This is a genomic window from Ensifer sp. D2-11, assembly GCF_054161295.1.
Genome location: NZ_CP096434.1, coordinates 1,046,767 through 1,059,091 on the forward strand (window position 1 = coordinate 1,046,767; position 12,325 = coordinate 1,059,091).

General features: G+C 62.1%; 11 protein-coding genes and 2 pseudogenes. 4 read left to right on the forward strand and 9 right to left on the reverse strand.

Going from position 1 to position 12,325, the window contains the following annotated elements; translation table 11 throughout:
* The first annotated feature begins 110 nt into the window (after positions 1-110).
* The 4 genes and pseudogenes from M1D34_RS21935 (at position 111) to M1D34_RS21950 (ending at position 2,948) form a co-directional block, all read left to right on the forward strand.
* The gene (locus M1D34_RS21935; protein WP_498782001.1) at positions 111-398 is read left to right on the forward strand and encodes a TraC family protein; all 288 of its coding nucleotides are present in this window, start codon (positions 111-113) and stop codon (positions 396-398) included.
* On the forward strand, positions 388-627 hold the full coding sequence (locus tag M1D34_RS21940; RefSeq protein ID WP_498782003.1) for a conjugal transfer protein TraD: 240 nt from the start codon (positions 388-390) through the stop codon (positions 625-627). The genes M1D34_RS21935 and M1D34_RS21940 overlap by 11 nt, the downstream gene beginning before the upstream one ends.
* A complete protein-coding gene (gene traG / locus M1D34_RS21945; RefSeq protein WP_498782005.1) occupies positions 618-2,531 on the forward strand; it encodes a Ti-type conjugative transfer system protein TraG in 1,914 nt (637 codons plus the stop codon). Before M1D34_RS21940 ends, traG begins: the two co-directional genes overlap by 10 nt.
* 112 nt (positions 2,532-2,643) lie before the next feature.
* Positions 2,644-2,948: pseudogene (locus M1D34_RS21950) on the forward strand (alkylphosphonate utilization protein).
* Positions 2,949-3,004: 56 nt separating this feature from the next.
* Here M1D34_RS21950 and M1D34_RS21955 read toward each other — a convergent pair.
* The 9 genes and pseudogenes from M1D34_RS21955 to hisD all read right to left on the reverse strand — a co-directional run bounded on the left by M1D34_RS21955 (position 3,005) and on the right by hisD (position 12,286).
* Positions 3,005-3,951 (reverse strand): IS630-like element ISRm2011-2 family transposase gene (locus M1D34_RS21955; RefSeq protein ID WP_011970797.1). Its coding sequence is split into 2 segments (ribosomal slippage): positions 3,005-3,612 and positions 3,612-3,951, totalling 948 coding nucleotides; the frame shifts between segments, so codons are not numbered across the junction.
* A gap of 268 nt (positions 3,952-4,219) precedes the next feature.
* Complete coding sequence (locus tag M1D34_RS21960) at positions 4,220-4,384, reverse strand: hypothetical protein (RefSeq protein WP_498782007.1); 165 nt, start codon at positions 4,382-4,384, stop codon at positions 4,220-4,222.
* 369 nt (positions 4,385-4,753) lie between these two features.
* Positions 4,754-5,077 carry a DUF736 domain-containing protein gene (locus tag M1D34_RS21965; RefSeq protein WP_498782009.1) on the reverse strand — a complete coding sequence of 108 codons (324 nt, stop codon included), beginning with the start codon at positions 5,075-5,077 and terminating at the stop codon, positions 4,754-4,756.
* Positions 5,078-6,070: 993 nt separating this feature from the next.
* A pseudogene (locus tag M1D34_RS21970) lies at positions 6,071-6,330 on the reverse strand (type II toxin-antitoxin system Phd/YefM family antitoxin).
* 333 nt (positions 6,331-6,663) lie between these two features.
* Positions 6,664-7,809 (reverse strand): alpha-hydroxy acid oxidase, encoded by a 1,146-nt coding sequence (locus M1D34_RS21975; protein ID WP_498782011.1) that lies wholly within the window; start codon positions 7,807-7,809, stop codon positions 6,664-6,666.
* Position 7,810: 1 nt separating this feature from the next.
* The gene (locus tag M1D34_RS21980) at positions 7,811-9,031 is read right to left on the reverse strand and encodes a hypothetical protein (RefSeq protein WP_498784330.1); all 1,221 of its coding nucleotides are present in this window, start codon (positions 9,029-9,031) and stop codon (positions 7,811-7,813) included.
* Between the two features lie 115 nt (positions 9,032-9,146).
* A complete protein-coding gene (gene hutC / locus M1D34_RS21985) occupies positions 9,147-9,878 on the reverse strand; it encodes a histidine utilization transcriptional repressor HutC (protein WP_498782013.1) in 732 nt (243 codons plus the stop codon).
* A 62-nt stretch (positions 9,879-9,940) separates the two neighbouring features.
* A complete protein-coding gene (locus M1D34_RS21990) occupies positions 9,941-10,954 on the reverse strand; it encodes a zinc-dependent alcohol dehydrogenase (RefSeq protein ID WP_498782015.1) in 1,014 nt (337 codons plus the stop codon).
* A 3-nt stretch (positions 10,955-10,957) separates the two neighbouring features.
* Positions 10,958-12,286, reverse strand: a complete 1,329-nt coding sequence (hisD, locus tag M1D34_RS21995; protein ID WP_498782017.1) for a histidinol dehydrogenase — start codon at positions 12,284-12,286, stop codon at positions 10,958-10,960.
* Positions 12,287-12,325 lie beyond the last annotated feature (39 nt).

The window sequence follows — 12,325 nt, forward strand, 5'->3', positions numbered from 1 at the left end:
TTCCGGCTGCAACGTTTTCGGGGTAATGCAACTTAGCCTATTTTACTATCAAGAACTAGACAGTATAATCAGATCGCAGAGATTTGCTCCAACAACGGAAGGACGCTGGAATGGCTGCCAAATCATCGATCACCGACATCGACGCCCAGATCGACAAGCTGCGCGAACGCAGACGCATGCTGATCGCGAAATCCGCCGAGCGCTTTGCGCGCGCCGCCACGAAATCGGGCCTGGCGGAAATGGAGATCGCCGACGAGGAGGTCGATCGGCTTTTCGAGGAGATCGCCGCGCGATTTCGCAAAGGGGAGAAGAAGGAGACTTCCGGCGTATCTACTTCGCCGCGTCGACCAGCAGTTGGCGGGACTGGAACGGCGGCGGAGGTTTCTCATGACGGCTGATCGCAAGCGTGAGGCGCGGGAGAAATTCCTGCTCGGCGGCATCGTCGTCAGGGCAGGACTGTCGAAGGCCGACCGCGCATTCCTGCTCGGCGGTTTGCTGGAATTGGCAAGAGTCGCTCCGGGCTCCTTCGAGCATCGACGGCTGCGCGATATCGGCGACGAGGCGTTTAAGGCCTCGCCGTTGGATGTGGCATTATCGCTGATCAGGGAGGCACCGGAATGGCATTAAGGGCAAGACCGCATCCGAGCCTGCTGCTCGTACTGGTGCCGATCGCGGTGACGGCTTTCGCCGTTTACGTCGTCGGCTGGCGCTGGCCAGCACTCGCCGGCGGCCTGCCCGGGAAAGCCGAATATTGGCTCCTGCGCGCTTCTCCTGTGCCGGCGCTTCTGTTCGGACCGCTGGCAGGACTGTTGAGCGTCTGGGCGCTGCCATTGCACCGGCGCAGGCCGATCGCGAAGGCGAGCCTCGTCTGCTTTCTGGCGGTCGCCGGTTTTTACGCGCTGCGGGAGTTCGGCCGGCTCGCCCCGTTCGTGGAGAGCGGAGCGGTGACATGGGACCGTGCACTTTCCTATCTCGATAAGGTCGCCGTTATCGGTGCGGTCGCTGGCTTCATGGCGGTGGCGGTGGCCGCGCGCATTTCGACCGTCGTGCCCGAACGGGTGAAGCGCGCCAAGCGCGGCACCTTTGGCGACGCGGACTGGCTGCCGATAGCGGCGGCGGGAAAGCTGTTTCCGTCGGAAGGCGAGATCGTCGTCGGCGAGCGCTACCGCGTCGACAAGGATATCGTCCATGCACTGCCCTTCGATCCTAATGATCGCAGCACTTGGGGACAGGGCGGCAAAGCTCCTTTGCTCACCTACAAGCAGGACTTCGACTCCACCCATATGCTCTTCTTCGCCGGGTCAGGTGGCTACAAAACCACGAGCAACGTCGTTCCGACGGCGCTGCGCTATACCGGACCACTGATCTGCCTCGACCCGTCGGCCGAGGTCGCGCCGATGGTGGTCGAGCACCGAACCCGCGTCCTTGGGCGCGAGGTGATGGTGCTCGATCCAACGAACCCGAATATGGGATTTAATGTGCTCGACGGGGTCGAGGCGTCGAAGAGACAAGAAGAGGACATTGTCGGCCTTGCGCATATGCTGCTGTCGGAAACCGCGCGCTTCGAAAGCTCGAGCGGCGCCTACTTCCAGAACCAGGCGCACAATCTACTGACAGGCTTGCTTGCCCACGTCATGCTCTCGCCGGACTTTGAGGGGCGGCGCAACTTACGCAGTCTCCGGCAAATCGTCTCGGAGCCTGAACCGTCGGTGCTCGCCATGCTGCGCGACATTCAGGAGCACTCGCACTCTGCCTTCATCCGCGAAACGCTCGGCGTCTTCACCAACATGACCGAGCAGACCTTCTCCGGCGTTTATTCGACCGCGTCGAAAGACACGCAATGGCTGTCGCTCGACAGCTACGCCGCGCTCGTCTGCGGCAATGCGTTCAGGTCGAGCGACATCATCACGGCAAAGAAAGACGTGTTCCTGAATATCCCAGCATCGCTCCTGCGCTCCTATCCAGGGATTGGCCGCGTCATCATCGGCTCGCTGATCAATGCCATGTTCCAAGCCGATGGTGCCTTCCAGCGCCGGGCACTCTTCATGCTCGATGAGGTCGATCTGCTCGGCTACATGCGGGTGCTGGAAGAGGCGCGCGACCGCGGCCGAAAGTACGGCATCACCATGATGCTGATGTACCAGTCGGTCGGGCAATTGGAGCGGCATTTCGGAAAGGATGGCGCGACATCCTGGATCGATGGCTGCGCTTTCGCCTCCTATGCCGCGATCAAGGCGCTCGACACGGCGCGCAACGTCTCGGCGCAATGCGGCGAGATGACGGTCGAGGTGAAGGGAAGCTCCCACAACATCGGCTGGGGCACGAAGAACAGCGCCTCGCGCAAATCTGAAAGCGTCAGCTATCAGCGCCGGCCGCTGATCATGCCGCACGAGATTACCCAGTCGATGCGCAAGGACGAGCAGATCATCATAGTCCAGGGCCATAGCCCGATCCGGTGCGGACGCGCGATCTACTTCCGCCGCAGGGACATGGACGAGGCGGCCAAGGCCAACCGTTTCGTACGCAACTAGACAAGGATGCGCAGCGGGCTGCGACCAGGACCCGGCCCGCGCCTATTGCACGGAAGGATTGAGTGCCATAACCGGCATCGAAGGAACGCAGAAACAGGAGCAAATAGAGACGGTGGCCAACGAACACGACGAGTATATTTATGACGAAGTGACCGGCGAATGGCGGCCGGCGTCGGAGATGACGGTAGCAGCAGATGCCGGCGAGCTCATCGTTCAGGATGCAAGCAGCAATGTCCTTGCCGACGGAGATTCCGTCACCTCATCAAGGACCTGAGGGTCAAGGGTGCCAACCAGTCGCCGAGGCAGGGCACCGTCATCAGGTCGATCCGCCTGACAGGCAACTCCGAGGAGATCGACTGCCGCTATGAGGGGATCAGGGGTCTCGTCCTGCGAACCGAATTCGTGCGTAAACGTTGAAGCGCAACCGTCGCAACTTCCGCCAGCAAACTATCCGGTCCTAGAGCGGTATGTATTTAAGCCCGTTCATATCCCGCCTCTTTGAAGTAGGCTGCGCATTCCTGTGGGGTGACGGCTTGGAGAATGTGGCGCAGTTCGTCATGGATTGCATCGCGTGATCTGGCCTGTGCCTCACGCAACCAGTGCTTGATTTTGGCGAAGAGCTTTTCGATCGGATTGAGATCGGGGGAATATTTCGGCAGAAAGAACAGGCGGGCGCCGGCCTTACGGATGGCGGCGCGGATCTCCTGACCCTTATGGGAGCCGAGATTGTCCAGGATGACGATGTCGCCGGCTTTGAGTTCCGGCACCAGAACTTGCTGGACATAGATGCGGAAGCGTTCGCCATTGATCGGGCCATCGAGGATAAAGGGAGCGCTGACGCGGTCGGCCCTGAGTGCGGCGACAAAGGTCATGGTGTTCCAATGGCCGAAGGGGGCGTAGCCCACCAGTCGTTCGCCGCGAGGCGCCCAGCCCCGCAGCGGCGCCATGTTCGTCTTCGTCCAGGTCTCATCGATGAAAACGAGGCGGGCGGGATCAATTCCGGGGCAGTGCTTCAGCCATCGTGCCCGGTGGCGGGCGACGTCGGGCCGCTCCCGTTCGCTGGCGACCAGCGTCTTTTTTTATAACTCAACCCCTCTTCGTGCACGAAGGTCCAGACGGCGCGATAATCCACCTTCAGGCCGCGCTCGCTCAACTCGGCGACAAGTCCGTGCAGCGTGAAGTCGCGCTCGCGGCAGCGGCAAAGCAGCCAAGCCCGGTGCGGACCGGAAAGCTTGCGGGGCTTGTGCCCACCCATCTGGCCGGGTGCGGCGCTGCCCGTCTCGCGAAACCGCCGCACCCAATCGATCGCGGTGCTGATGCCGATGCCGAAGCGCTTGGCCGCTGCCCGGCACGATAGGCCCTCGCCCGTCACCGCATCGACAACGCGTTCCCGAAGATCATTCGAAAAAGGTCTCGCCATAAAGGCCGGCCTCCTTCACCGGCCTGAATGGTGAATCTGATTTGCGCAGAAAAAGGAATCCCCTTTCCGAATCCGCCTAAATGCATCCCGCTCTAGAGCGTCACGGGACGGTATTAAGCAAGATGCGGTCGCCTCGCGTTGGCGTTGACCAAAGGCGGAGCAAGAGCGCCCATGTTGATATACGGCGGAGAGGCGACCGGAAGCAGAGCTTCAGCCCAATGCGCCGGTCGATCCGGCGTGTTGGGCCATGGCGACGGAAAAGCCACCCTCAGAAGGGAGGGTCCGGGCTGACGTGTCCGTCTTGTTCGGCCCAGATCAACTCGCGTTCTGCAAGCGCCAGTTCCAGTTCGGCCGCAATCTGGCGGGCCTCAGCCGGGTCAAGGGCGTTCCGTAGCTCGGCGCGCAATTCTTCAATATGTTGTTCCATCGTCATCGTCGCCATCTCCTTGGATACTGTGAAAGATGGCGCCCGGGGTCGTGAGGACCGGACCGGGTCCAGGATCGCGGAGCGACCGCCAGCGGCGGCGAGTGGGGGAACCGATTTTCTGACGACGCCCTCCTGGGCGGCGCCGGAAAATTGGGGGGAACCGCTCGTCCTTGAGGCGGTGCGGGCCCTCATGGCACAGTTGGCGTTTCTGAGCAGACAGACTTTCCTATCGTTTGGCAGGAGTGAGGAACGGGCACGGGCTCGATGCCCGCGCCCGTTTCCCCTTCGGCGCTCGAGAAGGAGGCGCGCCGCCGCAGTTTCTCCGGATGACGCAAGCGTGCGCCGGCCCCGATTGCTCGGGGCCGACCGGTTGCCTCAGTTCGGGTTGTTCCAGAGGATCACCTTCCGGCTCGGATCGCCGCCGGGAGCCGGAGCGAGGTTGCCGAAGATCACTCCGATCTCCGGGGCCTCCAGCTTAACGGAGAGGTATTCTTCGCCGGTCTGGCGGGCGATGCGGTTCCAGGCCGCGCCGATCTCGAATCCCGTGCGGCGGTGGACGACGCGGTAGTCGGGGGCTTCTTCGCTCGCCTTGCTGGCGTTCGGGATGATGGCGATCGGGGCGTTGACGCGGATGGTGGCGAAGACGCCTTCGAGGCTGCCGTCGGTCTTCTGCGTCAGGGTTGCGATTGTGGTGGCCATGGTACTGTCTCCTTCGGTTGCTCGGGACCATTCCCGATGGCGCTAAAAGAGACGGCCGATCTGCTGCGGTCATCTCGGCGAAAATTCCGCAAAATTCAATTTTCTCGCCAAAAATGGGCGCGCTTTCACCCCGCTTTCGGGAGGAGAGCATTCGGCGCCCGTGTGAAAGAACTGAAAAATTGAATTTTGTGGAATTTTCGCCGAGACGTACCCCTTTTAGGGGTTGACCGCAAAAGCAGGCGGTCGGCTAAAGGGCGCCCAGAAATGGGAATGGTTTCGTGCAGCCGAAGCCGGCGACAGACCACTCCAGCCATCCGGTCAAGCACTGCAAAGGCCGCCAGCACCTGCTATGTGGATACACCGCCCGGTACAATGTCCTTTTCGTCCATCCCTGCCAGTTGGCGCGAGCGAGCGCGCTGCGCTGCTGCCACATCGCTCGGCTGACGTTGGGGCTGCGGCTGTGACCGCATCACCGGCAGACCAAGCATCAATCTCTTGAAGCTGGCCGGCGCCCACATCGACCAGGGGATCTTCGACAATCTTGCTCGCCGTAAAGGTATCGGTACGACCGCAGACCCTCAGCGGATACCTGGCGATCCGTCGATCGAGAGCAATCGTGGCCGGCGCGCGTTCATCCCGTTCGAATGAAACGTCGACCAGACCTCCGCGACGCGCCGGCAAATGCAGCCGCAATCCTCATCATGAAGGCGTCGCTGAAACCGCCGAGGGCTTTTGCATGCGGCTCGATATACCGGAGTGTTCGGCGAGGTCGCAATCGTATTGGTCGACGACGATCCAACACCGTTTAAGGTCGGTGAGGCCTCCAGGCCGGCATTCTATGTCGGAGACTTGGAGGGCGATGCGGTCGGCCCTCGGCGGCTCATGTGCGCAGCGACCACAACCCAGGTCGATCAGGGTTCCGCCCTTTGTCTCTCCGCACTCGTGCTGCCATGCCCAGAGATAGGGACCGGTGATGACCTGATCGGGCAGAACTCACGGCTCATTGTCATACCCCTCCCCGGCCGCCAGCCGGTGGATCTCCGCGGCGAAGAGTTCCTTGTATTTCCTCGGCATCTCGGACGCGCGGTAGCCGCGCCGCGGATCTCCGCCGGTGCGCATCCGCTCGTAGTGTTCGTAGCTCTTCAGCACGAAGCGCCGTTTCCTGTGCTTTGTGAGAACGACGGGTTCGCGCTGGCGGCGTCGGTGACGTCGCCGACCCGCCTGTTGAGATTGCCTATTGTGAACTGGCGCATGGTCATCCTCCTTCGTCGATCTCCATCGTGTCCATGCTTTCCAGATTGCAAGAAAACGGCGCTTCACGCGCCGTCTTCCGAGAGCTGCAAGACCGGGATGCCAAAGCGGCGTGCCTTGTCGGCGAGATTCCCGGTGATGCCGGGACCGCGAAAAATAATGACGTCCGATGAATCGGCGTTCCATTCGAGAGCACCAGTTGCTCCAGATACTCATAACGGGTTTGACGGTCAGCAGGCAGAGGAGCCGCTTGGTGATGATTAGAAGGGATGGTGGGCGGATGACGATGGTGGCGACGGCAGCAGCCCGGCCCTCAAAAAACGGGCGGCGCTCCGTCAGAGTGTCGAGACGGCTTCCGCGCCGAGAGCCTTGAGTTGCTCGACCGAGGCAATCCCCATCAACGCAAGGCTGATCGAAATCTCGCGCTCGAGGATGGCGATCACCTCGGCCACCCCCGCCTGCCCGGCGGCCGAGAGGGCGTAGGCATAAGCCCGGCCAAGCATCACGCCGTCTGCGCCGAGTGCGATCGCCTTGATGACGTCGGCGCCGCGGCGGATACCGCCGTCAAGCATAAGGCAGAAGTCGGTTCCCACGGCGGCGCGAATGCTGGGCAGGGCGCGGATCGTGCTCGGGGCACCGTCGAGCTGGCGTCCGCCGTGGTTGGAAATCACCACTCCATCGCAGCCGAGATCGCGAGCGCGTACGGCATCAGCGGGCGTGAGAACGCCTTTGATCACGAGCTTGCCCGGCCAGCGTTCGCGCAGCCAGGCGATGTCCTTCCACGACAGCGTCTTGTCGATTCGGCGCGAGAGATTGGCCGCCTGCTCTAGCGCGCCGCGACCGAATTCCGGCCGGTGCTCGATAGCCCTGACCGACGGCATGCCGGCAAGGGCCACCTCTGCAAGCCAGCGCGGCTTCAGCGCGAGGCGCGCGAAGAGGTCCGGCGTCACCCGCGTCAGCGATCGGAACCCGTTTCGCACGTCCCGTTCGCGAATGCCCGTAATGGCGGTGTCGACCGTTACGAACAGGGTGTCGACGCCGGCGTATTCTGCCGCTCGTAGGAATTCCTCGCAGAGCGAGCGATCCTCCAGCACATAGAGCTGGAAATGCAGCGGCCCGTCCGTGACGATCCGAAGGTCGGCGAGCGAGGCGATGGAAAAGGTTGATAAGCAGAAGGCGATTCCCGCGGCATGCGCCGCCCGCACGGCCTTGACCTCGCCCTTGCCGGAATAGAGGCCGAGGAAGCCGACCGGCCCGAGCATGAACGGCAGGGGATGACGTTTCCCGAGATAGGCCGTGGAAAGGTCCTGCGGCTGCGGCTCGACCAGCACGTTCTGGCGCAGGGTTAGGCGGGAGAAGTCCGAGCGATTCGCCCTCATCGTCTCCTCATCGAAGGAACCGCCGTCGATATAGTCGAAAAAGATCTTCGGCAGCCGCCGCCGGGCGAGATCGCGAAAGTCGTCGATGTTGACCAGCGCCATGTCAGCAGTTGTCCGGATCGATTGTATCGATGAAGCGTGAAATTAAATCGTCTCCCGCAACCGGCTCGCTTCCGGCCATCACCGCGACGGAGAAGCCTATCAGGGAGGAAATCGCGTTATGGGTCGTTGCGCCAGCCCGCAGGTTCATCACCAGCGTTGGGCAGAGGAAAAGGCCAAGCCGGATGACCCGGCGCCAGTCGGCCGGAAGCATGCCCCGCGCCTTCAGTTCGTGGAGCAGTGGACGCCATAGTGCCCCTGCCTTCACGTCGAGAAGCGCCCTCCTGGCGGAACTTGGCATAAAGTCGGTCGTAACGCGGAGCAGACTACCATCCAGCATCACGCTTGCCTTGTAGTGCTCGGCCGCCATGGCAGGATCGTAGAGCCACAGCGGATGGGCGAGGATGTTATGAAAGGTCGTCTTCACTTCGGCGAGCAATGTCGGGATGTTCTCGCCGGCAAAGGCGGGATCGAAAAGCGACAAACGTGCCCTGTCATCGCGCTCCTCGTACCAGACATTTGCGTTGTGGGCATCGCCATGCGCGACCACTCCCCCGGCATCGGTTAGCCGCAAGGGATTCAGCCGCTCATGCGCGGCATCGAAGAGAGCACCGAGGCTGTCGCGGTATTCGATACCGTTCACCACAAACCGGCAGCGCGAAAGCGTCTCCCAATCGATCGTCAGGTTGGGAAAGGTAAAGTGCTTGCCGACATAGAAGCTCGCCATTCGGCCGCCCGGATAGATTCCTTCCAACGGATCGATGAGCCGTTCGTAAAAAAGCCGGTGGATCGGCTCGGCCGTAACCTCTCCCGCATTCACCGGATGCAGCGTGTCGAGATAGACCTTCAGCACGGCTTCGCTTAGCCTGCGTTCGGCCTCAACAGCCCTTTCTCTCGCGACAGCATCGTCCTTCAGGTCCAGCGCTCGCAGCACATCGGAAAAACGCGGATCAGTGCGTCTGCGATAGACGAGGATCTGTTCGCCCGGAAGCGCCGACATCAGCAATGGCTGATCTACGGGAAGTCCGGCACGGGCGAGGATGTCGGCGCGGTAATATTCGCCGCTCATGGCCTCCTCGCCTTCTTCCTGATGGAACTTGAAAAAGAACGCGCCATCTTCGGTATCGAAGAAACCGTTGAGCGAATTGAGACTATATTGGTCGTGATTAATCGCGACGTTCTTCACCTCGATCCTGAAAAGATCGCGCAGCAGCTCGGCCAGCAACTGTTCCGCCTTGCCGTCCCCGGTTTTGGCGAACTTCCTTATTTCCGCGGTGCGGCTCGTGGGCTGGCTCATGGCGTTCTTTCCGGATGGGTCTTTCTGGGCATAGGAACGGCGGTCACTTGCCGCCGTGCAGATAGCGGCTGCCGAGCGAATAGCGGCTGCCGACATAGGTGAAGGTATTGACGGTTGCGACGACCGGTCCTGTCCAGGTCTTGCGGTGCAGGATCAGGCAGCAGTCACCAGGGCGAACGTTCAGCAGACGAGCCTGTTCAACATTGGCCGGCAGAGCGCTGATGAGGTGCTCCACCTCGGTCAGCGGCGTGGCATTCTGCAGGTAGTCATAGGTGGCGACGGCGGCAAAGTCCTGGTCGATATAGCCGGAAACGAGGTTGGGATTGACGTAGCGCTCCTCGAGCTGGACCGGCAGGTCGTTCTCGAAATGAATGACGACGGAATGGTCGACGGGGTTCACCGCCTCAAACTCGAAGGCGAGCAGAAGCTCTGGTTCCGGTCGTCCGATGCGCTCGAGCACAAACACCTCGGCCCGGTGCCGGCTACCGCGCGCCCTGATCTCGGTGATGATGTTGCTGATCTCGATCAATGTCGACTGGGGCCTCGGCGGAGCCACAAAGGTGCCGACGCCCTGAATGCGGCGCAGATGCCCCTCCGAAGTGAGTTCCCGCAGCGCCCGATGAACGGTCATACGGGAGACGCCGAGTGCCGCCACGAGCTCGTTCTCAGACGGAAGCCGGCTGTTGCGGGCCCACTTGCCGCTGCCGATGTTACCGAGGACAAAGTCCTTCACCTTCTCATAGAGTGGCGATGCGGAATCTGAGAGCGTATTCATGGTTCACTGCCTCCACCGCCGCCTCGAATGAGCCGGCATCGAAATGACATGACGGACTGGACTTAGCCCGCCACCTCAATAATCGTCTTGAGCGCCTTGCTCTCGCCCCGCAGCAGCCTTTCGTAAGCCTCAGGCACATCGTCGAGCGCCGGCAGCACCTCGATGAAACGTTGCAGCGCGGGCGCGAGATCGACGAGCAACCCGACGGCCTCAGGCAACTCGCCGGCAAAGGCATGACAGCCGACGAGCGATATCTCCCGCTCCACTATGATGTTCGGATCGAAATCGAGCTTGCCGTGGCCGATGCCGACGAGCGCCAGCGCTCCGCCGCCCGACAGAATGTCGAGAGCTCGGGCGATCGCCTGGATGCTGCCGGTGGCATCCAGTGCATAGCGCACCCTTCCGCCGGAAAGCGCGGCCTCGACCACCGCCCTGTCGAGAGCAACGACCGCGCCGCCAGTCACCTCGGCGACAAGGGCGGCTTTGTCGGCGTTCAGATCGCCGAGCAGCAGCGGACCGTCATGCAGCCGGGAGAGAAGAAGCGCGCTCAACCCGCCGATCGTGCCGCAGCCGATGACGAGGACCGGTTCGCCGGCCGGAATGGCAAGGCGACGTACGGCATGCAAGGCCACTGCCAGCGGCTCGGCCATGGCGGCAACATGGGGCGAAAGCTTCGGATCGTGGCGCACGACCAGTCGGGCTGGCAATTGTACCGCCTCGGCAAAGCCGCCGTCACAGATCTCGCCGACGAAGCCCAAGGTCTCGCAAACATTGCTACGGCCGCTCGTACAAGCCGGGCAGGTGCCGCACCACATGCGTGAGTCCGCCGAGACGACGTCTCCCCGCACCACGTGGCTGACCCCCTCTCCGATCGCAGTCACGCGACCGCAGAATTCATGGCCTGCCGTCGAGGGCCGGCGCGAGATCCATTGGCCGGTACGGTAGTTGTGAAGGTCGGAACCGCAGATGCCAGCAGCCCTTACTTCAAGGTTGACGAAGCCCGGCGGCGGAGGCGACAGTTCGGCGACCTCCCCCACCCGCAAATCCTTGGCGTCGTAAAGCCGCACAGCCTTCATGGTTCAGGCGCCCTTCTTCAGATAACGATCGCGCACGGGCGATACGGCAAGCGCATGCGAGGAGAAACCCTCGTAGATCGCCAGATTATGGGAATGCTTGGCGAATTCCGGATAGGCCGGTGCCGTGACATAGCCGATCGAGCTGCGCTTGACGAAATCAGTGACCGACAGCGGACCGAACGTGCGGGCCCAGCGGCTGGTCGGCAATACGGCGTTCGGTCCGAGCGAGAAGTTGGCGATGCTGACCGGGGTATGGGTGCCCATTAGGATTTCGGAAGCTTCGGTGATGTGGCCGAGATGAATGAAGGGCTGTTCCGACAGGAGCTCCAGATGCTCCGGGGCATAGGCGTTGACAAACTCGTAGCTCTCCTCAATGGACGAGGTGAGAACGATACCGCCCGTCTTTCCGCTCAGCACGGTCTTTGAGAAGGCGACGCGCTGTTCGGTCATCTTCGCCCAGTGTTCTGGAAGGGCTGCGAGCGCCTCCTCGGCAACGCGGCGGCTGTGAGTAACGAGATAGGCCGAGGAATCAGGGCCATGTTCGGCTTCGATCAGCAAGTCGAGCGCGGCAAGGCCTCCATGGACCGTATCGTCGGCAAGGATCATCACTTCGGAGGGACCGGCGGGAAGACCGGTATCGATGACGCCGGAGAGCGAGCGCTTGGCGGCGACCACCCACGGGCTGCCGGGACCCACGATCTTCACCGCCGGCTTGACGGTTTCGGTACCATAGGCGACGGCAGCAACGGCCTGCGCGCCGCCCACCTTGTAGACGGTTTCGACACCGGCGAGGCGCGCGGCAACCAGCGTCGCGGCATCGACCGAACCGTCCGGCGCCGGCGGGGTGACGATGGCCAAATTGGAGACGCCTGCAACCACGGCCGGGACCGAGGTCATCATAGTCACCGACGGGAAGGAGCCCTTGCCCCGTGGTACGTAGAGCGCGACCGACTGAATGGGCGTGAAGCGGTCTCCGGCAAAAGCGCCGGGGCGGATCTCCTTCAGCCACATGGCTTCAGGCTTCTGCTCCTCATGGAATTTGCGGATGTTGTCGATACCGAATTGAACGGACTCGAGGACGCTTGCATCAACCAGCTTGAAGGCCGCATCGAACTCTGCGGCGGTAACCTTGAGATTGGCTTCCGTGACATCGGCCTTGTCGAGTTCGCGGCCAAAGCGTGCAAGCGCCTTGTCACCCTCAGTGCGGACGGCTTCGAGGATCGGCGCGACCTTCTCGATGAAGGCCGATATGTCGGTTTCCGAACGGCGCAGCAGGGCGGCCTTTTCTTCGGGGTTCAGCTTGGAGTACTCGTAGAAAGACACGTTGGTCATCGTCTTGTCCTTGGCATCTAGGCCGCGCAGGGCCGAAGG

Bases quoted from the DNA above. Each gene is read 5' to 3' on its own strand.
- M1D34_RS21935 (WP_498782001.1), top strand. From the start codon at position 111: ATGGCTGCCAAATCATCGATCACCGACATCGACGCCCAGATCGACAAG.
- M1D34_RS21940 (WP_498782003.1), top strand. From the start codon at position 388: ATGACGGCTGATCGCAAGCGTGAGGCGCGGGAGAAATTCCTGCTCGGC.
- traG (WP_498782005.1), top strand. From the start codon at position 618: ATGGCATTAAGGGCAAGACCGCATCCGAGCCTGCTGCTCGTACTGGTG.
- M1D34_RS21960 (WP_498782007.1), bottom strand. From the start codon at position 4,384: ATGACGATGGAACAACATATTGAAGAATTGCGCGCCGAGCTACGGAAC.
- M1D34_RS21965 (WP_498782009.1), bottom strand. From the start codon at position 5,077: ATGGCCACCACAATCGCAACCCTGACGCAGAAGACCGACGGCAGCCTC.
- M1D34_RS21975 (WP_498782011.1), bottom strand. From the start codon at position 7,809: ATGGCGCTGGTCAACATCGACGACTTTCGCGATCTCGCCCGGCGGCGG.
- hutC (WP_498782013.1), bottom strand. From the start codon at position 9,878: ATGAATACGCTCTCAGATTCCGCATCGCCACTCTATGAGAAGGTGAAG.
- M1D34_RS21990 (WP_498782015.1), bottom strand. From the start codon at position 10,954: ATGAAGGCTGTGCGGCTTTACGACGCCAAGGATTTGCGGGTGGGGGAG.
- hisD (WP_498782017.1), bottom strand. From the start codon at position 12,286: ATGACCAACGTGTCTTTCTACGAGTACTCCAAGCTGAACCCCGAAGAA.